Origin of the sequence: Streptomyces sp. NPDC059255 (genome assembly GCF_042752355.1) — a bacterium.
In the GTDB taxonomy this organism is placed as follows: domain Bacteria; phylum Actinomycetota; class Actinomycetes; order Streptomycetales; family Streptomycetaceae; genus Streptomyces.
Genome location: NZ_JBHYZP010000015.1, coordinates 142,762 through 169,498, shown reverse-complemented (window position 1 = coordinate 169,498; position 26,737 = coordinate 142,762). Strand labels below are relative to the sequence as shown.

Here is a 26,737-nt window from a genome sequence, read left to right as displayed (position 1 = left end):
CTCCCGGGCGGCGCGCGTTCGCTGCGACACATACATTAGCGCAAGCAGGGGGGTGCTCCGCCAATCGGTATCGACCCGGGTCACCTCGGGTGATCCCGGCCCGGGACGGGGTAGGCGGAGGGCACAGACCGACGGTCCGACACGGCGGACGGGACGCCGACACCAAGGAAGGCTGGGCAGCCATGCGGTACCGCCTCACGTTCATCGCCGGACTCGCTTGCGGATACGTTCTCGGAACCAGGGCGGGGCGCGAGCGTTACGAGCAGATCAAGAAATCCGCGCGGCAGGTCTCGCAGAACCCGGCGGTGCGCAACGCCGCCGAGTCGGCCGCGCGGACCGGTCGTGAGGTGGCGGGACGGGCGTACCACTCCGTGAACGGCGTCGTCGGGGACCGGCTCGGGGACAAGCTGCCGGACTCCGTCGCCCAGCGCGTCCGCTCGCTGCGGGAACGGAGCCAGAACGGTCTCGACGACTGGGGAACCAGCAATACCTGATCGTCCCGGCCGCGCTGTTCATGGCGCGCGTGCGGCAGAATCGGGTGTCATGGGAATAGTCGCCGGGTTGGACAGTTCGTCCGGGTTCACACGCGTCGTCGTCTGCGACGCGGACACAGGTGCCGTACTGCGCCAGGGGTACGCGCACCATCCGGTCGAGCCCAAAGCCACCGAGGTCGACCCTCAGGTGTGGCTGCTGTCCCTCGGGGAGGCGGCCTCCGGCGGGCTCCTGGAGGGCGTGGAGGCCATCGGCGTCTCGGCGCAGCAGGACGGGATGGTGGCGCTGGACCGCCAGGGCAACCCCGTACGGGCCGCGCTCATCGGGAACGACAAGCGCGCGCAGGTCGCCGCCGCCGATCTGATCGACGCGCTGGGCGGGCGGCAGGCGTGGGCCGACGCCGTCGGGTCCGTACCGCAGTCGAGCCGGCTCGTGGCGAAGCTGCGCTGGATGGCGCGGACCGAGCCGGACGCGGCGCACCGCACCGCGCTGGTGCTCCAGCCGCACGACTGGCTGGTCTGGCAGCTGCTGGGGCGTCCCGCGCGCCGGACGACCGACCGGGGCGCGGCGTCGGGGACCGGCTACTGGTCGGCCCGTACGGGCGCCTACCGGCCGGATCTGGTGGAGCTGGCGCTCGGGCACCAGGCGGCGCTGCCGGAGGTGCTCGGTCCCGCGGACGCGGCGGGGACCACTCCGGAGGGCCTGCTGATCTCCGCGGGCACCGGGGAGACGATGGCCGCGGCCTTCGGCCTCGGGGTGGGGATCGGGGACGCGGTGGTGTCGCTGGGCGCCTCGGGTTCGGTGATGGCCGTGCACCACGAGGCGGCGGCCGACCCGTCCGGGCTGATCACCTCCTTCGCGGACGCCACGGGCATGCATCTGCCGGTGGTCCACACGCTGAACGCGGTCAGAGCGCTGCGCGGTACGGCGGAGCTGCTGGGGACGGCGGATCTAAGTGAGCTGTCCGCGCTGGCGCTGAAGTCCACGCCGGGCTCCTCGGGGCTGGTGTTCCTGCCGTACCTGGAGGGTGAGCGGACCCCGCAGCTCCCGCACACGGCGGGCACGCTGACCGGGCTGCGGCGCGAGTCGATGAAGCCGGAGCATCTCGCGCGGGCGGCGTTCGAGGGGATGCTCTGCTCGCTCGCCGACGCGATGGACGTGCTGCGCGGGCGCGGGGTGGAGGTGCGCCGGGTGTTCCTGCTGGGCGCCGCCGCCGAGCTGCCCGCCGTACAGGTCCTGGCGCCGTCGGTCTTCGGCGCGCAGGTCGTCGTGCCGCAGCCGGCGGACTACGCGGCGCTGGGCGCGGCGCGGCAGGCGGCCTGGGCGCTCGGGGTCGCGCGGGGGACGCACTCTCCGCAGCACCCGCCGGCCTGGCAGGGCGCGGCCGCTCAGGTCTTCGAGCCGGGCGACGACACGGCGGTGGGAGCGGCCGTACGGCAGCAGTACCGGGCGACGCGGGAGCAGGTCCACCCGGGGGCGTTCGGGCCCGGGGTGCTCGGGCAGGGGCCGCTCGGGGTCTGAGCGTCGATGCGGATTCGCCGAGGTGGGAAGACGCCTGCGGGCCGAGTGTTGGCTGGTACGGCGCCGGGGCGCGGGGCGTTCTTGACCCGTCCTTGGACTTAAATCCTTGGGGTTCTGCGGGTGGTGTGCCGCAAGATGGAGGGTCGGGATCCCCTGATCTTCCGCCGACCGGCCCGAGCCGTTCGGCCCAGCCGAATCCGAGCCGAGCCCGAGAGACCCCGCGTGCTGCTACGACTTCTGCGAGCCCATCTCGCCCCGTACAAAAGACCTATAGCCCTGCTGGTGGTGCTGCAGCTGCTGCAGACGATCGCCACCCTCTACCTGCCGACCCTCAACGCCGACATCATCGACAACGGTGTGGTGACGGGTGACTCCGGTTACATCCTGCGCTTCGGCGGCCTCATGATCGCCGTCAGCATGGTCCAGGTGATCTGCAACGTCGGCGCCGTGTACTACGGCGCGCAGACCGCCTCCGCGCTCGGCCGGGACGTGCGGGCCGCCGTCTTCGGGCGGGTGCAGAGCTTCTCCGCCCGTGAGGTCGCGCACTTCGGCGCGCCGTCGCTGATCACCCGTACCACCAACGACGTCCAGCAGGTACAGATGCTGGTGCTGATGTCGTTCACGCTGATGGTGTCCGCGCCCATCATGTGCGTGGGCGGCATCGTCATGGCGCTCGGCCAGGACGTACCGCTGTCGTCGGTGCTGCTCGCGGTGGTGCCGGTGCTCGGCATCTCCGTCAGCCTGATCGTCAGGCGGATGCGGCCGCTGTTCCGCACGATGCAGACGCGGCTGGACACGGTCAACCGGGTGCTGCGTGAGCAGATCACCGGCAACCGGGTGATCAGGGCGTTCGTCCGGGACGACTACGAGAAGGGGCGCTTCAAGGGCGCCAACACCGAGCTGACCGATGTGGCGCTGTCGACCGGCCGGCTGATGGCGCTGATGTTCCCGACCGTGATGACGGTGGTGAACCTGTCGTCGATCGCCGTCGTCTGGTTCGGCGCGCACCGGATCGAGAGCGGTGGGATGCAGATCGGGGCGCTCACCGCGTTCCTCGCCTATCTGATGCAGATCGTGATGGCCGTCATGATGGCCACCTTCATGTTCATGATGGTGCCGCGCGCCGAGGTGTGCGCCGAGCGCATCGAGGAGGTGCTGGACACCCGGTCGAGCGTCGTGCCGCCGGAGAATCCGGTGCGGGAGCTGCGCCGCCATGGCCATCTGGAGATCCGGAACGCCGAGTTCCGCTTCCCGGGCGCCGAGGAGCCCGTACTGCGGGAGGTGTCGCTGACCGCGCGGCCCGGCGAGACGACCGCGGTCATCGGGTCGACGGGCAGCGGGAAGTCGACGCTGCTCGGGCTCGTCCCCCGGCTGTTCGACACGACCGGCGGGGAGGTGCTGGTGGACGGCTCCGACGTACGCGGTCTGGACCCCGCCCTGCTGGCGCGGACGGTGAGCCTGGTGCCGCAGAAGCCGTATCTGTTCTCCGGGACGGTCGCGTCGAACCTGCGGTACGGCAACCCGGACGCGACCGACGAGGAGCTGTGGCACGCCCTGGAGGTGGCACAGGCCAGGGAGTTCGTGGCCTCGTTGGAGGGCGGGCTGAACGCGCCCATCGCGCAGGGCGGCACCAATGTCTCCGGTGGGCAGCGGCAGCGGCTCTCGATCGCGCGGACGCTGGTGCGGCGACCGGAGATCTATCTCTTCGACGACTCCTTCTCGGCGCTGGACTACGCGACGGACGCGGCGCTGCGGGCCGCGCTGGGGCGGGAGACCGCGGAGGCGACCGTACTGATAGTCGCCCAGCGGGTCTCCACCATCCGGGACGCCGACCGGATCGTGGTCCTGGACGAGGGGCGGGTCGTGGGCGAGGGCCGCCACCACGAGCTGATGGCGGACAACGAGACATACCGGGAGATCGTGCTCTCCCAGCTGACCGAGGCGGAGGCGGCCTGATGAGCGGTCCTGGCGGACGCATGATGATGGCCGGTGCCGCGTCGACGCAGCGGTCCATGGACTTCAAGGGGTCGAGCAAGCGGCTGCTGCGGCGGCTGTCGGTCGAGAAGACCACCCTGTGGTGGATGGTCGGGGCCGGCGTGCTCAGCGTCGGGTTCTCGGTGTGGGGGCCGAAGATCCTCGGGGAGGCCACCAACCTGATCTTCGCGGGGGTGATCGGCCGGCAGACCCCGGGGGGTGTCACCAAGGAGCAGACCATCGAAGGGCTGCGGGCCAAGGGCGACGACGGGCTCGCGGACCTGCTCTCCGGGGTGGACTTCACCCCCGGGCAGGGCATCGACTTCGGCGCGGTCGGCACCGTACTGCTGATGGCGCTGGCCGTGTACGTCGGCGCCGGGCTGCTGATGCTGGTGTCGAGCCGGCTCTCCATCCGCGTCATCAACAACACGGTGTACCGGATACGCGAGGACATCCAGGCGAAGCTGTCGCGGCTGCCGCTCTCCTACTTCGACCAGCAGCCGCGCGGCGAGGTCCTCAGCCGGGCGACGAACGACGTGGACAACATCTCGCAGACGCTGCAGCAGACGATGGGCCAGCTCGTCAACTCCCTGCTGACGATCGTCGGCGTCCTGGTGATGATGTTCTGGATCTCTCCGCTGCTGGCGCTGGTCGCGCTGGTGACGGTGCCGCTGTCGGTGTTCGTCGCCGCGAAGGTCGGCAAGCGGTCGCAGCCGCAGTTCGTCCAGCAGTGGAAGGTCACCGGCTCGCTCAACGCCCACATCGAGGAGATGTACACCGGGCACTCGCTGGTGAAGGTCTTCGGGCGGGCGGACGAGTCCGCTGAAACGTTCCGCGAGCAGAACGACCAGTTGTACGAGGCCGGGTTCAAGGCGCAGTTCAACAGCGGGATCATGCAGCCGCTGATGCTCTTCATCTCCAACCTCAACTATGTGCTGGTCGCGGTGGTCGGCGGGCTGCGGGTCGCCTCCGGCACCCTGTCGATCGGCGATGTCCAGGCGTTCATCCAGTACTCCCGGCAGTTCTCGATGCCGCTGACCCAGGTCGCCTCGATGGCCAACCTCGTGCAGTCCGGGGTCGCGTCGGCGGAGCGGATCTTCGAGCTGCTCGACGCGGAGGAGCAGGAGGCGGACGCGCCCGCCGTGGAGCGGCTGCGCGCGGTGCGCGGCCAGGTGGTGCTGGAGGGCGTGTCGTTCCGGTACGAGAAGGACAAGCCGCTGATCGAGGATCTGTCGCTGGCGGTGGAGCCGGGCCAGACGGTGGCGATCGTGGGACCGACGGGCGCGGGCAAGACGACCCTGGTCAATCTGCTGATGCGGTTCTACGAGGTGACCGGCGGCCGGATCCTCCTCGACGGCGTCGATGTGGCGCGGATGTCGCGGGAGGAGCTGCGGTCCGGGATCGGCATGGTGCTGCAGGACACCTGGCTGTTCGGCGGGACGATAGCGGAGAACATCGCGTACGGGGCGGCCCGCGAGGTGTCCCGGGAGGAGATCGAGGAAGCGGCCCGGGCGGCGCACGCGGACCGGTTCGTACGGACCCTGGCTGACGGCTACGACACGGTCATCGACGACGAGGGCTCGGGCGTCAGCGCGGGCGAGAAGCAGCTCATCACCATCGCCCGCGCGTTCCTGTCGGATCCGGTGATCCTGGTGCTGGACGAGGCGACCAGCTCGGTCGACACGCGTACGGAGGTACTGATCCAGAAGGCCATGGCGCGCCTGGCCCACGGCAGGACCAGCTTCGTCATCGCGCACCGCCTCTCCACCATCCGCGACGCGGACGTCATCCTCGTCATGGAGCAGGGCAGCATCGTCGAGCAGGGCACCCACGACGAACTGCTGGCCGCCGAGGGCGCCTACGCCCGCCTCTACCAGGCGCAGTTCGCCCAGGCGGTCGCCGAGGTCGACTGAGGGCCGGGGCCGACCACCGCCGGGGCCGGCCGCGGTCGGCCTCTGCCGGTCCCGGCCGGCCTCTGCCGGTCCCTGTCGGCCTCACGTGGCGGCGCCGGCCGTGCTCGCGGTGCCGAGGGCTGCCCGGACGGGTCCGTACCGGCCGTACGGATCAGTCCAGGTAGCCCCGGAGCTGGTCGGCATAGGCGTGGTCGCGGAGTTTGCTGAGGGTCTTCGACTCGATCTGGCGGATGCGTTCGCGGGTCACGCCGAAGATCCGGCCGATCTCCTCCAGGGTGCGGGGCCGGCCGTCGTCGAGGCCGTAGCGCAACTGCACGACCTTGCGTTCGCGCTCGCCGAGCGTGGAGAGCACGGCCTCCAGATGCTCGCGCAGCAGCAGGAAGGCCGCCGACTCGACGGGGGACGCGGCGTCGCCGTCCTCTATCAGGTCGCCGAGCGCGACATCGTCCTCCTCCCCCACCGGGGCGTGCAGCGAGACGGGCTCCTGGGCGAGCCGCAGTACCTCCCTGACCCGGTCGGGGGTGAGTTCGAGGTGGGCGGCGACCTCCTCGGGGGCCGGTTCGTAACCGCGCTCCTGGAGCATCCTGCGCTGCACCCGTACGACCCGGTTGATCAGCTCGACCACATGGACGGGCACCCGGATCGTACGGGCCTGGTCGGCGAGGGCGCGGGACATCGCCTGGCGGATCCACCAGGTCGCGTACGTGGAGAACTTGTAGCCGCGCGCGTAGTCGAACTTCTCGACGGCCCTGATCAGGCCCAGGTTTCCCTCCTGGACGAGGTCGAGCATGGTCAGCCCGCGGCCGACGTAGCGCTTGGCGACGGAGACGACGAGGCGCAGGTTGGCCTCGATGAGCCGGCGCTTGGCCATCCGGCCGAGGACGACCAGCCGGTCGAGGTCCAGGGCGAGTTCCGAGTCCAGTTCCGTGTCGAGGTCGCTGGCGGCGCCCAGCTTCTCCTCGGCGAAGAGACCGGCCTCCACGCGGCGGGCCAGCTCGACCTCGTCGGCGGCCGTGAGCAGCGGGATACGGCCGATCTCCCGCAGGTACTGCCGGAAGAGGTCGGACGAGGGCCCGCCGGTGTCGGCGCGGCTGCCCCGCCGTGCCGCGGGCTCGGGCACGAGGGGGACCTCCACGGGGTGTTCGGTGAGGGGCTCCGGGGCGCTCAGGGACGCCGGGCCGGCCTCGGGGGCCACGGGTTCACCGGTCGGGTCGACGGGGACCGTCTCGGGGTGGTGCGCCGCGCGGCTCTGCGCCGGTACGGCGCCGGCGCGTCCGGCGGCGGGCGCGTCCGGCGACGCGGTCGGCGCCGTGGCCGGCACCGCGGTCGTCGTCTCGGTCGGTGACTCGGTCAGGGTCTGGGTCTGCACGGGGGGCGACCTCCAGGGTGATCGCTGCCGGTTCGGGGGGCGTACGGCAGCGGGACGGGAGCGGCCGGGCCGCCTTCCGTCCCGTACACGATGAGCGGATCCGCGGGGGTGGGATGTCCACCTGCCGGTGGACGGGCCGCGCTCCGAGGACTCAGGCACCGCACCCCAGTGTGGGGTAAGAGATATCGCCGCCACGAGGGGCGTGCGGCGACTTTCTGAGTCCGGTCCGTAACCGGGCCGTTACAGCCAAGGCGGCGCGGCGTCCCCGTGCCGTCACCCGGCGCGGCGTCCCGGCACTGCCCGCGCTGTCGGGCGGGCTCAGGAGCGGCTGTGGGAGGGGCCGTGGAAGGGGCTGTGGGAGGGGCCGTGCGGGGCGCCTCCAGGAGCGGGGGTCAGGGCGGCGGTCAGAGCGCTTCCGCGCCGCGGGCACGCAGGGCCTGGCCGTACTGCTGGAGCACCCACAGCTCCTTCTGGACGGCCTCGTACCGCTCCGGGTCGCCCTGGCTGCCGAGCCGGGTCAGCGTGCCGGTGACGTCCTGGATGCGGCGGTCGACGGCGCGCAGCCTGACGTGGACGAGCTGCTGTCCCGCGTAGACCTCGTCGATGGTCTTGCCGCGGAAGACCTCCACCGCGAGCTCCGTGACCATGGCGCGCACCGCGTCGTTCGGCGCGGCCTCGCGGACCCGGGCCAGATACTCGGGGGCGGACTGGAGGCCCGACTCGGCGCCGCCCGCGTCCTCTATCGCGCGGCGTACGGCGGCGTACGGCGGGGCGGTGAACTCGTCCTCCCCGTACGCGTCGAAGGCCGGGGAGACCAGCTCGGGCCGCTGGAGGGCGAGCTTGAGCAGCTCGCGCTCGGTGCGGTGGGCGGGGCTGCGGAGGGTGAGCGCGGGGCCGGAGGGGGCTTGGCGTGCCTCGGTCCCGTACGGCTGCCGCGCGCGCTGCTCGGGGCCGGCCGACGGGGCCCGGCCGCCGCGGTCGCGCGCCCAGCGGGCCATCTGCGCGACGCGCTTGACGACGAACTGGGTGTCGAGGATGCCGAGGATGCCGGCGAGTTGGACGGCGACCTCGTGCTGCGAGGAGCCGTTCTTGATCCGGGCGACGATCGGCGCGGCCTCGTCGAGCGCGGCGGCGCGGCCCGCCGGGGTCTCCAGGTCGTACCGGGAGACGATCTGGCGGATGGCGAACTCGAAGAGCGGGGTCCGCGGTTCGGCCAGGTCCTGGACGGCGGCGTCGCCCTTGGCGAGCCGCAGGTCGCACGGGTCCATGCCGTCGGGGGCGATGGCGATGTAGGTCTCGGCGGCGAATTTCTGGTCGTCCTCGAAGGCGCGCAGCGCGGCCTTCTGGCCGGCCGCGTCCCCGTCGAAGGTGAAGATCACCCGGGCGCTGCCGTTGTCCATGAGGAGGCGCCGGAGGATCTTGATGTGATCGCCGCCGAAGGCCGTGCCACAGGTGGCGATGGCGGTGGTGACCCCGGCGAGATGGCAGGCCATCACGTCCGTGTACCCCTCGACGACGACGGCGCGGCTGGCCTTGGCGATGTCCTTCTTCGCCAGGTCGACGCCGTACAGGACCTGGGACTTCTTGTAGATCGCCGTCTCGGGGGTGTTGAGGTACTTCGGCCCGTTGTCGTCCTCGCGGAGCTTGCGCGCTCCGAAGCCGACGACATCGCCGGCGATGTCGCGGATCGGCCACATCAGCCGGCCGCGGAAGCGGTCGATGGGGCCGCGGCGGCCGTCCTGGGAGAGGCCGGAGAGCATCAGCTCCTTGTCGGTGAAGCCCTTGCCGCGCAGGAAGCGGGTGAGGTGGTCCCAGCCGACGGGGCTGTAGCCGACGCCGAAGTGCTCGGCCGCCGCCTGGTCGAAGCCGCGCTCGGCGAGGAACGTCCGGCCGATGGCGGCCTCGTCCCCGGAGAGCTGGTCGGCGTAGAAGCGCGCGGCGATCCGGTGCGCCTCCACCAGGCGCGTCCGTTCGCCGCGCTGGCTCGCGGGGTTGTACCCGCCCTCCTCGTACCGCAGCGTGATGCCCGCCTGGGCGGCGAGGCGCTCGACCGTCTCCGAGAAGGAGAGATGGTCGATCTTCATCACGAAGGCGATGGTGTCCCCGCCCTCCTGGCAGCCGAAGCAGTGGAAGAGACCCTTGCTCGGACTGACCTGGAAGGAGGGGGACTTCTCGTCGTGGAAGGGGCAGAGCCCCTTCAGATTGCCGCCGCCCGCGCTGCGCAGTTGAAGGTACTCGGACACGACGGCGTCGATCGGGACCGCGTCCCGGACCGCCTTCACGTCGTCATCGTTGATCCTGCCTGCCACGCGTGAATCCTACGGGGGCGCGCCGACAGCCGTGGACACCCGTCGGCCCGGCGACTCCTCCACCGGTCCCTCCGCGGACCCCTCCGTGGCCGCTCCGGCGGCCGGGTTCCGGGGACGCGGGGAGGCCGGCTGTCAGGTGGCCAGGGGGAGGCCGTGTCAGGTGGCCAGGGAGGCGAGCGGGGCGTTGGGATCGGCGAGGGCGTCCAGGTCCTGGCGGGCGCCCGAGCGGATCAGGCGCTGGATGTCCTCGCTGACGTCCCACACGTTGACGTTCATCCCGGCGAGCACCTTGCGGTCCTTCAGCCAGAAGGCGACGAACTCCCGCTTCCCCACGTCGCCGCGTACCACCACCTGGTCGTACGAGCCGGGCGGCGCCCAGCCCGAGTACTCCAGGCCGAGGTCGTACTGGTCGGAGAAGAAGTACGGAACCCGGTCGTAGACGACGTCCAGGCCGAGCATCGCGCGCGCGGCCGCCGGGCCGCCGTTGAGGGCGTTCGCCCAGTGTTCGACGCGCACCCGGTCGACGGCGAGCGAGGCTCCCCAGCCCGGCAGCGGTACGGCCGCCACGTCACCGGCCGCGAAGATGTCGGGGTCGGAGGTGCGCAGCGCGGAGTCCACGGCGATGCCGCCGCCCGTGGACCGGTCGGCGAGCGCGAGCCCGGCGGCCTCGGCGAGGGCGGTGCGCGGGGCCGCGCCGATCGCGGCGAGCACGTCGTGCGCCGGGTGCTCCTCACCGTCGTCCGTGCGGGCCGCCAGGACCATGCCGTCCTGGCCGGTGATCTCGGTGAGCCGGGCGCCGAAGTGGAACCGTACGCCGTGCTCCTGGTGCAGTTCGGTGAAGAGCTGGCCCAGCTCGGGGCCGATGACGCGGTGGAGCGGGGTCGCCTCGGGCTCGACGACGGTGACCTCGGCGCCGTAGCCGCGGGCCGCCGCGGCGACCTCCAGGCCGATCCAGCCGGCGCCCGCGATCACGAGATGGCCGTTGTCGCGGCCGAGTGCGGTAAGGACCTGGCGCAGCCGGTCCGCGTGGGCGAGCCGGCGCAGATGGTGGACGCCCGCCAGATCCGTGCCGGGGATGTCCAGCCTGCGGGGCTCGGCGCCGGTCGCCAGGAGCAGCTTGTCGTACCGCAGGGAGGTGCCGTCGCCGAGATGCACGCACCGGGCGTCGCGGTCCACGGCGGTGACGCTCTGGCCGAGGTGCAGTTCGACCTGGGCCTGCGCGTACCACGCGGGTTCCTGGACGAAGACGCTGTCGCGCTCCTCCTTGCCGGCCAGATACCCCTTGGACAGGGGCGGGCGTTCGTAGGGGTGGTCGCGCTCGTCACCGATGAGGATCACCCGGCCGGTGAATCCCTCCTTCCGGAGGGATTCCGCGGCCTTCGCCCCGGCCAGCCCTCCACCGACGATGACAAATGTCCGATGTGCGTCGACCACTTGATGCCTCCTCTTCGCGCTGCCGCCATCTGTGAGCGTCCCGCACGGAGCGTGATGGCGAAAGAGGGAGCGCTCCACGGGCCTGACTCTCGGCCGGATCCGACGGGATCCGACATGATCCGGTTACTTTCGTACACGCCCGCATCGAAAGTGAGCGCTATGTGCGAGCTACGAGGGGCGCGGGTCGCTCATTCGCCTCAGGTGCGGTCGGTCAGTTCTTCTCTGTTCTCCCGGTCCGTTCCGCGTGGCCGGTCAGTTCCGCGTGGAGGGAGCGGGCCGAGGCGTCCGTGAGCGAGGCGATCTGGTCGACGACGACGCGTTTGCGCGCCGGGTCGTCGGCGGCGGCCGTGAACAGCGCGCGGAACTGCGGGTCGAGCCCGTGCGGGGCGCGGGCCGTCAGCGCCTGGGCGAGTTCCGCCAGGACGACGCGCTGGTCGGCGCGGAGGGCCTCCTGTTCGGCGCGCTGCATGACGTAGCGGTCGGCGACGGCCTTGAGGACGGCGCACTCGTGGCGGGCGCCGCGCGGGACGACGAGTTCGGCGGCGTACCGGGTGAGCGGGCCCGTGCCGTACGTCCGCCGGGTCGCGCTCTCGGCGGCCTCGCAGAAGCGGCCGATGAGCTGGCTGGTGGCGTCCTTGAGGCGGGACTGTGCGAGGGCGGAGCCGTCGTAGCCGTGCGGCCACCACTCCTGGGCCATGAGGCGGTCGAGGGCCGCGGCCAGCTCGCCCGGGTCGGTGTCCGCCGGTACGTAGCGGCCGACCGCGACCTCCCAGATCCCGCCGCGCTCGGCCTCGGAGGCGAGGGCGGCGGGGTCGACATGGCCGGCGTGCAGGGCGTCCTCGAAGTCGTGGACCGAGTAGGCCACGTCGTCGGACCAGTCCATGATCTGTGCCTCGAAGCAGACGCGGCCCGCCGGGGCGCCCGCGCGGGCCCAGCGGAAGACCGGCAGGTCGTCCTCGTACACCCCGAACTTGACCGATTCGGGCCGGGTGGGGTGGGCGCCGCGCGGCCACGGGTACTTGGTGGCGGCGTCGAGCGCGGCGCGGGTGAGGTTGAGGCCGACGCTGAGGAGTTCGCCGCTCTCCGGGGACCGGACGAAACGTTTGGGCTCGATCCGGGTCAGCAGTCTGAGCGACTGGGCGTTGCCCTCGAAGCCGCCGCAGTCCGCCGCGAATTGGTTGAGCGCCTTCTCGCCGTTGTGGCCGAACGGCGGATGGCCCATGTCATGGGCGAGACAGGCGGTCTCGACGAGATCGGGGTCGCAGCCGAGGGCCGCGCCCAGCTCGCGGCCCACCTGGGCGCACTCCAGGGAGTGGGTCAGCCGGGTGCGGGGACTGGCGTCCCACTCCTGGCTGCGGGAGCCGGGGGTGACCACCTGGGTCTTTCCGGCCAGCCGGCGCAGGGCGGCGGAGTGCAGCACGCGGGCGCGGTCGCGCTGGAACGCGGTGCGGCCGGGGCGCTTGTCGGGTTCGGCGTCCCAGCGTTCGGTGGCCTGGTCGTCGTACGCGCCCGCCGGTGCCGAGGGGGGCGGTGGGGTGGTTCCGGTGGTGCCTGCCATGCGCCGACCGTAACCGGCGGGCCCGGCGAACGGCTCGGCGGCGGGGCGGTGGGGGCTCCGTGAGGCCTGACCCGTGAGCGTGGGGCGTGGGGCCGGGCGGGTTATACGGAGGCGAGGAGGCGGTGGCCCGTCGCGTCGCGCGGCGCCGCGAGGGCCTCGTCGTAACGGTGCAGGAGCAGCCGGGCCATCGCGGGGTGCGCGCCGAGCGGGGCCGCGGCGATCCAGGGCGCGGCGGCGGTGCTGCGGGTCGCGAAGTATCCCGGCGCGGTGAAGTACGAGGCGACCGCGATCCGGTGCCGGCCGCGGGCGGCGAGGGCGCGCAGCGCGTCGGGGACCGTGGGCGAGGCCGCGGAGGCATACGCGGGCAGGACCGGGACGCCGCCGAGTCGCTCGCCGAGGAGTGCGGCCGTACGGCGGGTGTCGGCGGCGGACTCCGGGTCGCGGGACCCGGCGGCGGCCAGGACGACGCCCGTGCCGCGGTGCCCGGTCTCCGCGGGCCAGCCCGCTTCGAGGAGGCGGTCGTACAGGGTCTCGACCAGGAGCGGGTGCGGGCCGAGCGGGGCGGCGACGCGGATCTCCAGCCGGGGCGCGGCAGCGGCGGCGAAGGCCGGCAGGTCGCGCTTGATGTGGGTACCGCGACTCAGCAGCAGCGGTACGAGCACGGCCCGGGCGGGCGGGGCGGCCCGGACGGGCAGATCGGGCCGGACGGGCAGGTCGGGCCGGACGGGCAGGTCGGGCCGGACGGGTAGATCGGGCCGGGCGAGCAGGTCGGGCCGGTTCGCCCGGCTGCCGGTGAGGGAGGCCAGGGTGTCGGAGAGGAGGGGTTCCTCGATCTCGATGTGGCCGAGGCGTACGTCCACGCCGGGGCGCAGTTCGCGCACCCGGTCCAGGAGCGCCGTGACGGTGCGCAGGGCGCGCGGGTCGCGGCTGCCGTGGGCCACGACGACCAGGGTGTGGGGGTGCGTGCTCGCCGGCTCCGTCATGGGCCCGATACTGCCCGGCCCGGATTGCCGGGCCGTTGCGCGGCCGTGACGGAGGTTTTCCACAGCCTCACACACACCGCCGGGGCGTTGTCAGACCCGTCACCTAGTGTCATGGCAGCTCGGAAACCAGAGGTCGGGGAGGGGGTCCTGCCATGGGCTGGATCGAAACGTCGGGTGGGTACGCCGTCGCGCTGGACGGCGCGAAGGTGCTGTGCCGCAACGCCGCGGGGCGGACGCTGAAACAGGTGCCGCCCAAGCTCAGGGACGACGCCGAGGTGGTGCGGCTGCGGCAGCTCGCGGAGTGGCTGGAGCGGCACGAGCGGGAGTGCCGGGAGCAGGTGGACGGCTGGCTGGTGCGGTCGCTGCCGGTCCCGGTGGCCCTGCTGGCGCGGGTATGGCCGGATCCGGCGTGGCAGGCGGTGCTGCGCGATCTCGTGGTGGCGCCGGTGGCCCCGGACGGCTCCGCGGACACCGCGCGCGCCGGTTTCCTGCGGGACGCGGATCCGGTGCGGGGGCTGAGGATCGTCGATCTGGACGGGGACTCGGTGCGGCTGGATCCGGCAGAGGTGGAGACGGTGCTGCTCCCCCATCCGGTGCTCCTCGAAGATCTGTCGGAGCTGCGGGAGTTCGCCGCGGAGCTGGGGGTCGAGCAGGGGGCGGAGCAGCTCTTCCGCGAGGTGTGGCGGCGGCCGGACCTCGCGGGGAGCGGTGACGCGGCCGCCGGGACCGCCGGTGCGGCCGGGACGGTGGATGCGGCCGGGCCGGGGGTGTGGCGGGCGTACGCCGACGGGAAGTTCGCGCAGCTGCGGCACGCCACGGCGCGCGCGGTCTCGCTCGGCTACCGGGTGCGCGGCGGCCAGGCGGTCTGTCCGCTGGTGGAGGACGGCCGGGCGCTGGAGGCGGCCTACTGGCTGGGGGACGACTACCCCGAAGGGGAGACGCTGACGGGCGCGCTGGAGTGGCGCGACACGGCGGGGCGGCGGCTGCCGCTCGCCGAGGTGGGGCCGGTCGCCTGGTCCGAGGGCGAGCGGATGGCCGCGCTGGTGTACGCGGGCCGCGTGGTCGAGAGCGACGAGGAGAAGGCGCTGTGAGCGACGTACGACCGCTGGGGAACGAGGCTCCGGGCGAGCGGGCCGGGTCGGCGCGTGCGGCCGGGGGGCCGGACAGGGTTCTGCTGGACGCCGGAGGAGTCCTGCCGTACGGGAGCGGCGCGGAGGGCGATGTGCTCACGGCGCGGGCGTACGGACACCCGGCGCTGGACGGGCGCGCCGTGGTCCGGCTGGTGCCCGAGGCGATCGGGGCGGCCGAGGACCTGTCGCTGGAGTACCTGGGGTTCGGCGCGCCGCGGGCGGAGCCGGTCGGCCGGGTCAGGCGGCAGTCGCTGGGCTTCCCCGCCTGGGCGCTGGTCAACGACCCGGGCAACGGGCATCACGCGCTGGCCGTGGTGAAGGAGATGGAGCGGCTGACCCGGCTCGTCACCACCAAACCGGGGCTGGCGAAGGAGGGGTTCGACGAGATCGGCGAGCGCCTGGACCGGTCCGTACCGCACTTCCTGCCCACTTTCTACGAGCAGGTGGCGCGGCTCTTCCTCGGGATCGAGTCCCGGCAGCACGCCTCGGTGTTCTTCGGCAAGGCGCGGGCGGCGGAGCAGCGGCATGCCCTGGCGGTGGACGAGACGCGGCTGCGTGAGGTGTTCCTGGAGTTCGCGGGGGCAGGCGCGCTGAGCGGCAAGGCGCTGCGTGAGCACGCGAAGGCGCTGACGGCCCGGCTGTCGGCGGCGGAGGCGTACGGACAGTTCCGGGCGGTCTCGCTGGAGCGGTGCGCGGCCGGACTCGCCCCGTACGCGGGCATGCTGGAGGACCTGCGGCGTCTCGCGAAGGGCGCGGGGCTGGACGCGGCGGAGGAGGAGCGGTCGCTGCTCGGGGAGATCATCCACACGGGTGCGATGAACCGGGCGGCGGGGAGCTTCTGGAAGTCGGCGCTGCCCGCGCTGTCAGCCGTCGCGGCCGGGGACCGCTCGGTGCGGGAGCGGCTGCTGACGCTGCTGCCGACCGCGGGCGGGGACCGGCCGGAGGAGTTCGACGCCTCCTGGCTGGAGTTGCTGGACCGGTGCGGCGCGGTCGAGCTGCTGGTGGACGGGACGGTGCCGGCCGCCGAGTGGCTCTCCGGGTGGGCCGGTCACCGGCGGCGCGGCTGGCGGAACTCCCGGCGGCTCCCCGCCGAACTGGCCCTGGTCGAACGGCTGGTGGACCGGCTGGTGGCGGACGGCACGCCGGTGCGGCTGCTGGGGAACCGCGGCCGACACGTGAGCGCGGACCTGGATCTGCTCGACGCGTGTCTGGCATGGGGTGTGCCGGTGGCCGGTCCCGCGCCGGGCGACAGCTGTCTCCGCCTCGACGAGTGGCTGTCCGACCCGTCCGCGGGGGCCAGGGACCTGGCGGCGCTCGCGGCCGATCCGCGGTTCACCGCGCTGCTGCGCGCCGGTGTGGAGGAGGCCGCGGACACCGGGGACGCCACGGAGCGGCTGGACAGGATCGTCGCCCACCCCGCGCTGCGCACGGCGCTCGTGGGCTGGCTCGGAGACCGGGCCGACGACCTGTCGCGGCCCTTCGGACTGCCGGAGCTGAGCGAGCAGTTGAGGCGGCTGAGCCGCTTCTCGTCCGGCCCGGTGCTGGCCACCGCGCCGGAGGCGGTCGCCCGGATCACGGCGGTCTCGCCCGCCCCTGCCCTGGCGAGGACCTTGCGCGCGGGCATCCTGGACGAGCTGGGCTGGCCCGCGCTGGAGGAGGCCCTGCCGGGGCTCGGCGAGGTCGCCCCGCCCGGTTCGAACCACTGGCACGGCCACGGCGCGGACCGCTTCTACCAGGTGGGGGACGCCTGGCCGGCCCTGCTGGTGCACCTCAACTCGGAGGCCGCGGCGGTGGGGCCCGCCGAGGTCCTCGACCGGCGGACCCTCCCCCTTCCGTCCGGGTCCGGCCAGGACCGGCACCGGGTGGCGGTCCGCTACGTGGGCGGCCAGTGGCTGGTCGCCCACGGGTACGGCGACGACCGGCGGGCCGTGTGGTCCGGGCGGCCCGCCGAGGTGTTCACACCCTCGGGCGACCTGTCCGACCACTGGTCGTACAGCAGGTCGGCGTCGTTCGAGCTGCCCGACGGCGGACGCTGCTACGGCGGCCGGCCGGTGTACGCGGGCGACACCTCGTTCGCCGCGGAGCGCCGCCCGGTCGCCTCGGACGGCATCTCCGTCTGGGTGCTGCACGAGGACCAGTGGTGGGAGTACGACCCGGAGTCCGCCCGCAGGGGCCGGATCTCGGTGCCCGGCTTCTTCGACTCGGCGCTCACGGGCGGCGGCGTACAGCTGGTGGAACACGCGTGCCGGCTGCTTCCCGTACAGCCGGGTCAGGAGTCCTCGCCGTTCGGCACGGCGGACGGGCTGCTGGGGTGGTGGGTGACGCACGACCCGAAGGCGCGGACGCTGACGGCCTGTTCGGTGGACGGCAGCCGCAGCCCGGCCGTGCCGCTGCCCGCGGACACGTTCCCCGGGCACCTCCCCACCAGCCTTCCCGTGCCGCCGCTGCGGCTGCCCGGCGGGGCCGTGCTGCACCTCCGGGAGACGACCGGATACCGCTCCCACATCGATGTGTACGACGCCGAGGGCATCCGTCTCGCCCAGGTGGAGGAGAACGACCGCGGCGGGGCGTACGCGGCCGGTACACCCCTCGTGGCGCCGCTGGCCCACTGGCACGCGCTGCGCCCTCGTGACGAGCGGGGCTCGGCCGTGCTGCGCACGGTGACCGACGAGGACGCGGCGGCGCTGCTGGCCGCCGTCGGCGAGGGGACGCACGCGGAGACGGTGGCGAAGGCCGGGGGAGTGGTGCGTGAACTGCTGCCCGGGGTCACGCACCCGGCGCTGGTGGCGGGCGTGGCCGGGGTGCTGGTGGAGGCGGCGCGGCACGCCGCGCGCGTGCGCACCCTCGCCGCGCGGGCCGCGCGGGACGGCTCGGACGGGCAGCGCGGGCCGGGGGCGCGGCACGCCTTCGACGGGGTGCTGAGCGAGACGTTCCGCGGCTTCGCCCGCTCACCGTACGCCCGCTACTACCCGTCCCGGGCACAGGGCGGCACGGCGGTCCTCGACCAGATCCGGCGGGTGCGCGAGGTACTGGCGCCGGGCGCGGTCCCGGGCCGTACGGAACTGAAGAGCGTGAGCGTGGGGTGGGTGACGCTGTGCGGTGCGGGCATGGCCGCGCTCGCGGTGCGGGCCGCCTCGCCCGCCACGGAGGAGAAGCAGCGGGCCGGGCTCCTGGAGTTCCTGGACACGGCGCTGTCCGTGGTGGCCGAAGGCTCCGGGGCGGCCGGAGCCGGGGCGGGGACCGGGTCGGGTGGTGACGCCCTGCTGATCGATCCGCGCGGCCGGCTGCGCACGGTGGAGCTGCGGACCCCGGCGAGCGGGGAGGGCCAGGCGTCCGGCGGAGAGGTGCGGCACGCGGGGGCGCGGCGGCTGCTGATCCTCGGCCATGTGCGCACCGACGGGAAGGACGCGTTCTGGCATGCCGTCGAGTACGACCCGGCCGGGGCCTTCGGCGGCTGGGACGGCGGCACGGTCGTCGCGTCGGAGGTGCTGGGCGCGGCGGACGACCCGCTGCGTGCGCCCGCGGTGCGTCGCCTGGTGGAGCTGGTCCGGGAGCGCGGGCCGCTGGCGTACCGCCCGGAGTGGGCCGTGGACTTCGCGGAGCGGGTCGGGACGACGGCTGTCGCGGCCGCCCTGCTCCAGCTGGGAGCCCCCGGGCTGAACGGCTACCGGGGGCAGGACGTGCTGAGCGCCGGGTATCTGGAGCCACTGGGTGCGAAGAGCGCCGAGGCCCAGGTGGGGCGCGCCGCGCTGAGTGCGCTGAGCGCGGCGGAGCTGACCACGTACACCGCATTGCTGCTGCCCGGTGATCCGGCGCGGGTGGCGGAGCTGTGGACGGACGGCTTCGCGGTGGAGCCGGTGGCCGGCGCGTGGATCGCCGCGCGCGGCCGTCGGCGGGCCACCCCGGCGTGGCTGGTCCGGCGGATGGTCGCCGAGGGGTTCGGCGGGACGGTGGTGAACGACGCGCTCAACCCGGAGCTGCTGGAGTCGCTGACGGGCCGTACGGAACAGCGCCTGGTCGACGGCGCGCTGGAGGCGGCCGAACCGCACCGGCTGCTGACGGCGTCCGAGCTGGCCGGGCTGGTGGACGCGGTGCGCTGGCTGGCGTACCGGCTGCCGTACGGCGACCCGCTGCGCGCCGTCCTGCCGACGACGGTGCGGAGGGTGCGCGAGCGGCTGGCCGACCCGGGGCTGCTGCTGCACCTGGGTGTCGACCGGGACTCGGCGTGGGACCCGGTGTCGCCGCGGCTGCGCGAGGCGCACGGGGTGGCGCCGACGCGCGCGGCGGGCGAGAAGGAGCTGTTCGAGCTGTCCCCGGCGCTGGTGCTGGCGCCGGACCGGTACGGCCAGGGCGCGGACTCGGTCTGGCTGCGTCCGGCGGCGGTCCTGCCGCGCGATGCCATGGGCGGGCCCGGACACGCGGGGGCGGGCGGGCCCGACCATCCTGATCTGAAGCTGCTGGCGGCGATGGCGGGCCACGCGCCCGCGCTGGCTGCCCTGCGGACGGTGCTGGGCGACGAGTTCATGGAGCTGGTCTCGGCCGACGGCGCGCCGGGGGCGCAGCAGAACCCGTGCCTCAGCGCCCCGGAGCTGGTGGCGGAGGCGGCCGGGCGGTCGGGGCTCTCCGAGGACGCGGCGGCGCTCTATCTGATGCTGCTCGCGCTGCCGGATCCGACGGACCGGAACCAGTCCGCGTGGACCGGCTGGAAGCCCGCCCGGATGAAGAAGGCACGGGCCGAACTGGCCGCCACCGAACTGGTGGTGGAGGCCAAGCGGGCCAGGGCGGGCCGGTCGCTCTTCCTGCCCGGCGGCTGGCTGGAGGCGTCCGCGCCGCGACTGCCCTCGGAGAGCTGGAAGACGGCGCTCCTGGCGATGGACCTACCGGGGTTCGTGGTCGGCCACCGGCCGGTGGAGCGGCTGTTCGAGGCTGCCTGGCGGCGGGTCGCCGAGGGGGACGCGCCGGGGTACGAGGAGTTCCAGGGGCGCGGCGGGCGCGGCCGCCGGGGAGGCCGACGATGACGGACGCGGGGAGGCCCGGCGCGGGACCGGTGAGCGTGGGAGCAGGTGCGGGACCGGTAGGCATGGGAACGGGACCGGTAGGCATGGGAACAGGTACGGGTCCGGCGGGCAGGCCGTCGGGCGGCGGCACAGGCACGGAGAAGGACGGCGCGGGGATGGGTACGGAGAGGGATTCCGGGGCAGGGCCGGGGCGGCAGCTGGAGCTCCCGGAGGACCGGTACGCGGCGGAGCTGGCGTTCCTGGCGGCGTACGACACGGGACCGCGGCCGCCGAGCTGGCGGCTGACGCCCCGCGCGGTGGTGCTGTTCATCTGCGGTTCCGGCGCTGAGCCACTGCGCGCCCCGGGCGGCGAACAGCTCGTCGTCACAAGGAAGTTCGTGGGCGACCGGTCGCTGGTGGAGCGCTGTGTGGTGACGCTGGCGGGCGAGCGCGGGCTGCTCCTCGTCGGTGAGCCGGGCACGGCGAAGTCGATGCTCTCCGAGCTGCTGGCCGCCGCCGTCTGCGGCGCCAGCACGCTCACCGTGCAGGGCACCGCGGGCACCACGGAGGACCAGCTCCGCTACGGCTGGAACTACGCGATGCTCCTCGCCAAGGGCCCGAGCAGGGAAGCCCTGGTGCCTTCCCCGGTTCTCACGGCCATGACGCGCGGCGCCGTGGCCCGGGTCGAAGAGGTCACCCGCATGCTGCCGGAGGTGCAGGACTCGCTGGTCTCGCTGCTCTCCGAGCGCCGGATGTCGGTGCCCGAACTGGCGGGCGGGGACGGCGGGGAGGGAACGGTGCACGCGGTCCCCGGCTTCACGCTGATCGCCACGGCCAATCTCCGCGACAAGGGGGTCTCCGAGATGTCCGCCGCGCTGAAGCGCCGGTTCAACTTCGAGACGGTCGGCCCGATCGACGATCTGGAGGCCGAGACGGCGCTGGTCCGTGCCCAGGCGACGGCGGCCCTGGCGCGCGGCGGCACGGAACTCCTGGTGGACGACACGGTGCTCGAAGCGCTGGTGACGGCGTTCCGGGAGCTGCGCACCGGGCGGAGCGCGGAGGGCTGGGAGATCGAGCGCCCCTCGACGGTGATGTCGACGGCGGAGGCGGTCCACGTCGCCACGTCGATGGGGCTGGGCGCGGCCTATCTCGGCGAGGGCCGGGATGTCGTACGGACACTGCCGGGCCATCTGCTCGGCACCGTACGCAAGGACGACCCTGCCGACCACGCGCGGCTGCTGGGTTACTGGGACGGCCCGGTCCGGCGCCGTGCGGAGGCGGGGGCGCCGCTGTGGCGGACGCTGTGGGAGCTGCGCCATGAGCTGGGGTGACGCGGGGGCCGGTCGGGCGCCGGTCGATCAGGCGCCGGTCGATCAGGCCGCGGCCGGTGGGGCGGGCGGCGACGCCGCCGGGGTCCCGGGGGCGCTGGAGGCGCTCGCCGGATGCCGGGAGCCGTATCTGATCGGGGTACGGCACCACTCCCCGGCGCTGGCCGCGGCCGTACCGGCGATGCTGGCGGAGGCGGCGCCGGAGGTGGTGTTCGTCGAGCTGCCGGAGGAGTTCGGGGCCTGGCTGCCGTATCTCGCCGACCCGGAGACGGTGCCGCCGGTCGCGCTGGCGGGCACCACGGCGGGCTCGGACGGCCCGGGGGACGGGGCGGGGAGCGGGCTGGTGTTCCTGCCGTTCGCGGAGTTCTCGCCGGAGCTGGCCGCCATCCGCTGGGCGAGGGCGGCGGGGGTGGAGGTCGTCGCCTTCGACCTGCCGCTGGCGGTGCGGGCGACCGCGCGCCGCGGGGAGGAGACCGGGGCGGTTGCGCCGGAGCCGCGGGGCGGATCGGGCATCGTGCCCGGCACGCTCGCCGCCGCGCTGCGCGCCCGGGCCGGCGGGCGGCCCGGCGACGACCTGTGGGACCGGCTCGTCGAGGCCGTGGCCCCCGGGGCGGACTCGGAGGCGCTGCGCCGGGCCGCGCTGCTGGTCGGCTGGGCGCTGCGGGCCGACGCGGGCGCGGTGGACCCGTACGACCTGCGGCGTGAGGCGAACATGCGGCGGCGGCTGGCGGAGCACCAAGGGCGCCGTACGGCCGCCGTGATCGGGGCCTTTCACGCGCCCGCGCTGCTGCCTGGCGGTGCGGAGGCGGACGGTGCGGAGACGGACACCTGCGCGAGCGCAGGGGACGGCGCCGGGGAGGTCGTCACCTCGCTCGTGCCGTACGCGTACGCGCTGCTGGACGAGCGGTCCGGGTACCCGGCGGGGATCCGGGATCCGGAGTGGCAGCGCGGGGTGTATCTCGCCGGTGGTGACCGCGCGCTGCTGGACGATTTGCTGACGGCGGCCGCGGTGCGGATCTGCGCGTCCGTACGGGACGCCGGGCACCCGAGCGGACCGGTGGACGCCCGTGAGATCGTCCGGGTCGCCCGGGACCTCGCGGCGTTGCGCGGGCTGCCCGCCGCCGGGCGCGGGGAGTTGGTGGAGGCGGTGCAGACCGTCCTCGCGCAGGGGCGGGTGCTCGGGCGGGGCCGGGTCGTGGCCGCCGCCATGGAGAAGGTCCTGGTCGGCTCGCGGCAGGGCCGGCCGGCCCCCGGCACCCCGCGTTCGGGGCTGGGACCTGCCGTGGAGGCGCTGCTCGGCGAGTTGTCGCTGCCCACTCCGGCCGATCCGGGCCGGCGTGAACTGCGCCTCGACGCACACCGCGGGGAGCGGGACCGGCGCCGCGAGCTGTGTCTGCGCCGGCTGGCCGCCTGCCGGATCCCGTACGGCGAGGAGGGCGAGGTGGCGGCGGTGGGCGAGGCGGCGCCGCTGACCACGCGCTGGGTGGTGACCTGGACCCCGTCGACGGCGGCGATGCTCGACCTGGCGGGCGCGCACGGGGTGACGCTCGACCAGGCGGCGGCCGGGATGCTGCGCAGACGGCGCGCGGCGGAGCGGAGCGCGGGTGGCCCGACGGCCGCCGAGGTGCTGGCCGGCCTGCTGGAGGCGGCGCGCTGCGGGCTGCCCGTACTGGCGGCGGAGCGGCTGACGGAGACGGCCGCGCTGCTGCCGGACTCGGGCACCCTGCCCGAACTGCTCGCGGGGCTCGCCCTGTTGGACCGGATCCGGTCGGGTCATCTGCCGGGCTTGCCGACGGGGTGGGAGCGGGTCGCGCTCGACGCGGCGTACGAGGAGCTGGCCACGGCAGGGATCCGCGCCCTCGACGGGCTGGCGGGCTCCACGGATCCGGCGGACGCGCGGGCCCTGGTGGCGCTGGCGGACCGGGCCACAGCGGCCCCGGGACGTGCGGCGGACGGATCCCAGGCCCCGACGACCGGGGGCGGTGGACTGCGGCTGGACGCGGCGCTGCGGCGGCTCGACGCCGAGGGGACACCGCTGATCCGGGGTGCGGCGGGGGCGGCCCGGGTCCTGCTGGGGCAGCGGGAGGCGCGGGAGTTCGGCGTCCGGGTGGCGTCCCGCGTGGACGGCGCGACCACATCCGGGCTCCGTACCGATCTGGCGGGCTTCCTGCGCGGGACGCTGCTGGCGGCGGGCCCGCTGCTGGAGACTGGCGGGGCGCTGGACCCGCTGCTGGAACGGGTCGAGTCGCTGTCCGACCGGGGGTTCCTCGACCGGCTGCCCGCGCTGCGGGCGGGGTTCGACATCCTCTCCCCCGCGGCCAGATCACGTCTGCTGGCCGCGGTGCAGGACCGCACGGGCCTCGCCGCGGGCACCCTCCCGCCCGCGTTCTCCGACCCGGCGGCCCTGGCGCTCCTCGCCTCGGCCGACCTGGCGGGCCGGGAGGCCCTGGCGGCACGGGGTCTGGCCGGCGCGGCGGAGCAGGAGCCGACGGCGGAAAGGGCGGAGCCGGGTACCTCCGCCTCGCTCCGCCGGGAAGGCACCGCGGCGGCGGCCCGCCCCGTACCGGAGGGCGCGGAGCCGGTTCTCGGCGCCGGGGAGCGGTGGCGGTTGCTGCTCGGCAAGGGGCGGGGGCTCGGCGTCCGGGCGGCGCGGATCGCGGGGGCGCTCGACGAGTTGTACGGGTACGGGCACGGCGAGGGCGCCCGGAGCGAGGAGCGGACCGGAAGCGGAAGCGGCGGCGGGGACGGGGCCCCGTATCCCGATGTGCGCTCCTGGTCTGCGGAGCTGGCCGCGCTCTTCGGGCCCGGCGTGCGCGAAGAGGTGCTCGCCGCCGCCGCCGAGGCCGGCCGGCTCGATGCCGCGCTGGAACTCGACCCGGCGGCGGCCCGGCCCTCCGTGGAGCTGCTGCGTACGGTCCTGTCGTACGCGGGCGGTCTCCCCGAGCAGCAGCTCGCCCGGCTGCGGCCTCTGGTGGCGCGGCTGGTCGCCGAGTTGACGGAGGCACTCGCCAACCGGATGCGTCCCGCGCTCACCGGGCTCGCGCATCCGCGCCCGACGCGCCGGCCCGGTGGCCCGCTGGATCTCTCCCGTACGCTGCGCGCGAATCTGGCGACGGCCCGCCGGGACCCGGAGACCGGCGCGGTGACGGTCCTGCCGGAGCGGCCCGTCTTCCGCACCCGGGCCCGTAAGTCGGCGGACTGGCGGCTGATCCTGGTCGTGGACGTCTCGGGGTCCATGGAGGCGTCCACGATCTGGGCCGCGCTCACCGCCTCCGTGCTGGCCGGGGTCCCGGCTGTCAGCACACACTTCGTCGCGTTCTCCACCGAAGTGGTCGACCTGACGGACCGGGTGGAGGACCCGCTGAGCCTGCTGCTGGAGGTCCGGGTCGGCGGCGGTACGAACATCGCGCGCGGGCTGCGGCACGCCCGCGAGCTGATGACCGTACCGTCGCGCACGCTGACCGTGCTGATCAGCGACTTCGAGGAGGGCGGCCCGGTCTCCCCGCTGCTCGCCGAGGTACGGGCGCTGGTCGACTCGGGCTGTCAGGTCCTGGGCTGCGCCTCGCTGGACGACGAGGGACGGCCGCGCTATTCGGCGGGCGTGGCGGGCCAGTTGGTGGGGGCGGGCATGCCGGTCGCGGCGCTCAGCCCCCTGGAGCTGGCCCGCTGGGTCGGCGAACGTGTAGGAGGAGCAGCCCGATGACCGGTTCCGCCCATTCCACTGAGCCCACCGGCTCCGCAGGATCCGTCGTCGCGGCCTCGCCTGCCACGGCCGTACTGCCGCCCGTGTCCGCCGAGGTCGCGGCCGGGGCGCTCGATCTGCTGCCCGCGCGGCTGCGCAAGCGGGTGGACGGGGCGGTCGCGAAGGTGGCCGGCTGGCCGGTGGAGGCCACTGCCGAGGGCATCCTCGTGCGCGTCGCGGAGGACACGGCGGTCACGCTGCGGGTGACGGGCGGGATCGTGGCCGACGCCGGGAGCGCGGTGTGCGACTGCCTGCTCGCCCCTGCCTGTCTGCACCGCGCGGCCGTGCTGTCCAGCGCCCCGCTCGCCCTGGGGGACGGAGGAGCGGGCGAGGAGGAGGCCACCGACGGGGGCGGGGGCGTCGGTCCTGGCCTGGGCGAGGGCGACAACGGCGACCACACGGGCGGGGGCGAGGGCGTTGACGAAGGCGGAGGCGGCCTGTTCCGGCTCACCGCCGCGCAGTCCGGTGCGCTGCGTTCCCTCGGCGATGCCGCGACCGCCGTGCTGGTCTCGGGTGTCGCCGGGTCCGGCGCCGTGCACCGCGCCGAGCTGCTGCACGCCGCGCACTCCGCGCGGCTGGCCGGGCTGCCCCGGCCGGCCGCCACCGCCGTCAGGATCGCGCGGCGGCTCGGCGAGGCCCGCTCCGACGACCCCGCGTTCCGGCTCTCCGAGCTCTCCGGCGAACTCGCCGAACTCCTCGGTCTGGTGCGCCGCCCGGCCGACGCGGCGGCGCCCGCCCGACGCGACTACCGGCCCGAGGGGCCGCTCCGGCTGTACGGGCTGTTCACCGAGCCCGTGGTGACGGCGTCCGGCTACGCGGGCGCGACCGTGTACGCGCTCGCCCCGGACGGCTCGCTCCGTACCCGCTCCGACGTGGCTCCCGGTGGTCCCGGCCGGGCCCTTCAGGCGTCGGGGACGCCGCTGCCCGGCGGCTGCGCGCTCGCCCTCCGGGAGCTGGGCGACGGCGGCGGGGTGATCCTCACCTCGCCGACGGTCTCGCCGGACGGGCGGATCGGCGGGGGCGGTCCGGTGCGTTCCGTACGGGCGCCGGGTGCGGGGTGGCGGGACGCGCCGCTCGCCGCGCTCTGGGAGCGACCGCCGGCGGCGCAACTGGCTTCGGCTCTGCGGTGGTTGGCCGAGCCCGTCGAGACCAGGGGCGCGGGTGGCGATCTGCTCTTCCTCGACGGCGTCCTCACCGGCCCCGAGCCGGGCGGCGGGGGGACGGGGTTCGCCGTGTCCGGTGGGCCCGTGCTGCGGCTGGCGGCGCCCGACGAGCGGCCGGAGCTGCCCTACGCGGAGAACCTGGCGCTGTTCGCCACCCGCCCCGGGTCGGCCCTGCGGCTGGTCGCCCGGGTCGTACCGGACCGCCCCGACCTCGTGCACGTACTGGCCGCCTCCTGGACGGGCCACGACGGCGAGCCCGTCCGGGTGGACCTGGGGCTGCGCCGGCTCAACCGCTCGCACCTCCCCGCCGTGGGGGACGACCGGCCGGTGACCCCCGTGCCGGGTGCACGGCCGGCGCTCCCCGTCGAGCTGGATCTGCTGCGCCGGGCCGTGGACCGCGCGGTGGCGGGCGGGCGCGCGGTGTCCGCCGCGGGGGTGGCGGACGAACTCCCCCGCCGGTTGCGGGCCGTGGGCCTCACCACCGGCGCGCGGCGGGCCCTCGCGCTGGCCGAGGCGGCGGCGGACCGCCGCCACGACGTGCTGGGCCGGCTGCTCCCCGCCGATCCCGAGGGCTTCGCCCTCGCCTGGCTCGCGGCGTCGGTCTATACGGCGGCGGCGGCCGAATCACTGCTGCTGGCGGCCTGGGCACCGCCGGAGATATCCGTCGGCTGACCATAGGCCGGACGGGCCGGACGGGCCGGGCAGGCCGGGCAGGATGGGCAGGACTGGGCAGGACGACCGGTGCGTCACGAACTATTGGGCGCTGTCGATCGTCGTACAGGGGACGGGCCGCTCGGGCCCACGCCCGAGCCCACCGGGACCAC

14 protein-coding genes are annotated in these 26,737 nt (G+C 74.6%); 9 read left to right on the top strand and 5 right to left on the bottom strand.

The features are described from left to right. Positions 1–182: 182 nt before the first annotated feature. The 4 genes from ACFXKG_RS19585 to ACFXKG_RS19570 all read left to right on the top strand — a co-directional run bounded on the left by ACFXKG_RS19585 (position 183) and on the right by ACFXKG_RS19570 (position 5,900). Complete coding sequence (locus tag ACFXKG_RS19585) at positions 183–494, top strand: YtxH domain-containing protein (protein WP_384840180.1); 312 nt, start codon at positions 183–185, stop codon at positions 492–494. Positions 495–543: 49 nt separating this feature from the next. Beyond that, positions 544–2,013 carry an FGGY family carbohydrate kinase gene (locus ACFXKG_RS19580; RefSeq protein ID WP_384840177.1) on the top strand — a complete coding sequence of 490 codons (1,470 nt, stop codon included), beginning with the start codon at positions 544–546 and terminating at the stop codon, positions 2,011–2,013. Between the two features lie 222 nt (positions 2,014–2,235). After that, positions 2,236–3,969: an ABC transporter ATP-binding protein gene (locus ACFXKG_RS19575; protein ID WP_384840174.1), complete on the top strand. Its 1,734-nt coding sequence runs from the start codon at positions 2,236–2,238 to the stop codon at positions 3,967–3,969. Beyond that, positions 3,969–5,900 (top strand): ABC transporter ATP-binding protein, encoded by a 1,932-nt coding sequence (locus tag ACFXKG_RS19570; RefSeq protein ID WP_384840171.1) that lies wholly within the window; start codon positions 3,969–3,971, stop codon positions 5,898–5,900. Before ACFXKG_RS19575 ends, ACFXKG_RS19570 begins: the two co-directional genes overlap by 1 nt. A gap of 151 nt (positions 5,901–6,051) precedes the next feature. On the opposite strand, the gene ACFXKG_RS19565 is transcribed toward ACFXKG_RS19570, so the two are convergent. From ACFXKG_RS19565 to ACFXKG_RS19545, 5 genes are all read right to left on the bottom strand, one after another. Then, on the bottom strand, positions 6,052–7,221 hold the full coding sequence (locus tag ACFXKG_RS19565; protein WP_384840247.1) for an RNA polymerase sigma factor: 1,170 nt from the start codon (positions 7,219–7,221) through the stop codon (positions 6,052–6,054). Positions 7,222–7,673: 452 nt separating this feature from the next. Continuing rightward, positions 7,674–9,578 carry a DNA primase gene (gene dnaG, locus ACFXKG_RS19560; protein WP_384840168.1) on the bottom strand — a complete coding sequence of 635 codons (1,905 nt, stop codon included), beginning with the start codon at positions 9,576–9,578 and terminating at the stop codon, positions 7,674–7,676. A 156-nt stretch (positions 9,579–9,734) separates the two neighbouring features. Further along, the gene (locus ACFXKG_RS19555) at positions 9,735–11,012 is read right to left on the bottom strand and encodes an NAD(P)/FAD-dependent oxidoreductase (RefSeq protein ID WP_384840165.1); all 1,278 of its coding nucleotides are present in this window, start codon (positions 11,010–11,012) and stop codon (positions 9,735–9,737) included. Positions 11,013–11,223: 211 nt separating this feature from the next. After that, entirely contained in the window at positions 11,224–12,570 is a 1,347-nt protein-coding gene (locus tag ACFXKG_RS19550) for a deoxyguanosinetriphosphate triphosphohydrolase (protein ID WP_384840162.1), read from the bottom strand. Between the two features lie 101 nt (positions 12,571–12,671). Beyond that, entirely contained in the window at positions 12,672–13,553 is an 882-nt protein-coding gene (locus ACFXKG_RS19545) for a sirohydrochlorin chelatase (RefSeq protein ID WP_384840159.1), read from the bottom strand. 152 nt (positions 13,554–13,705) lie between these two features. On the opposite strand from ACFXKG_RS19545, the gene ACFXKG_RS19540 reads away from it, so the two are divergent. The 5 genes from ACFXKG_RS19540 (at position 13,706) to ACFXKG_RS19520 (ending at position 26,585) form a co-directional block, all read left to right on the top strand. After that, on the top strand, positions 13,706–14,644 hold the full coding sequence (locus tag ACFXKG_RS19540; RefSeq protein WP_384840156.1) for a DUF4132 domain-containing protein: 939 nt from the start codon (positions 13,706–13,708) through the stop codon (positions 14,642–14,644). After that, on the top strand, positions 14,641–19,701 hold the full coding sequence (locus ACFXKG_RS19535) for a hypothetical protein (RefSeq protein ID WP_384840154.1): 5,061 nt from the start codon (positions 14,641–14,643) through the stop codon (positions 19,699–19,701). Before ACFXKG_RS19540 ends, ACFXKG_RS19535 begins: the two co-directional genes overlap by 4 nt. 155 nt (positions 19,702–19,856) lie before the next feature. Then, a complete protein-coding gene (locus tag ACFXKG_RS19530; RefSeq protein ID WP_384840244.1) occupies positions 19,857–21,011 on the top strand; it encodes an AAA family ATPase in 1,155 nt (384 codons plus the stop codon). Next, on the top strand, positions 20,998–24,711 hold the full coding sequence (locus ACFXKG_RS19525; RefSeq protein ID WP_384840151.1) for a DUF5682 family protein: 3,714 nt from the start codon (positions 20,998–21,000) through the stop codon (positions 24,709–24,711). Before ACFXKG_RS19530 ends, ACFXKG_RS19525 begins: the two co-directional genes overlap by 14 nt. Further along, positions 24,708–26,585, top strand: a complete 1,878-nt coding sequence (locus tag ACFXKG_RS19520; protein ID WP_384840148.1) for a hypothetical protein — start codon at positions 24,708–24,710, stop codon at positions 26,583–26,585. The genes ACFXKG_RS19525 and ACFXKG_RS19520 overlap by 4 nt, the downstream gene beginning before the upstream one ends. The last annotated feature ends 152 nt before the right edge of the window (positions 26,586–26,737 follow it).

What these genes read in the sequence shown, in the direction of transcription:
- ACFXKG_RS19585 (WP_384840180.1), top strand. Translation starts at nt 183, where the DNA reads ATGCGGTACCGCCTCACGTTCATCGCCGGACTCGCTTGCGGATACGTT.
- ACFXKG_RS19580 (WP_384840177.1), top strand. Translation starts at nt 544, where the DNA reads ATGGGAATAGTCGCCGGGTTGGACAGTTCGTCCGGGTTCACACGCGTC.
- ACFXKG_RS19570 (WP_384840171.1), top strand. Translation starts at nt 3,969, where the DNA reads ATGAGCGGTCCTGGCGGACGCATGATGATGGCCGGTGCCGCGTCGACG.
- ACFXKG_RS19550 (WP_384840162.1), bottom strand. Translation starts at nt 12,570, where the DNA reads ATGGCAGGCACCACCGGAACCACCCCACCGCCCCCCTCGGCACCGGCG.
- ACFXKG_RS19545 (WP_384840159.1), bottom strand. Translation starts at nt 13,553, where the DNA reads ATGACGGAGCCGGCGAGCACGCACCCCCACACCCTGGTCGTCGTGGCC.
- ACFXKG_RS19540 (WP_384840156.1), top strand. Translation starts at nt 13,706, where the DNA reads ATGGGCTGGATCGAAACGTCGGGTGGGTACGCCGTCGCGCTGGACGGC.
- ACFXKG_RS19530 (WP_384840244.1), top strand. Translation starts at nt 19,857, where the DNA reads ATGGGTACGGAGAGGGATTCCGGGGCAGGGCCGGGGCGGCAGCTGGAG.
- ACFXKG_RS19525 (WP_384840151.1), top strand. Translation starts at nt 20,998, where the DNA reads ATGAGCTGGGGTGACGCGGGGGCCGGTCGGGCGCCGGTCGATCAGGCG.
- ACFXKG_RS19520 (WP_384840148.1), top strand. Translation starts at nt 24,708, where the DNA reads ATGACCGGTTCCGCCCATTCCACTGAGCCCACCGGCTCCGCAGGATCC.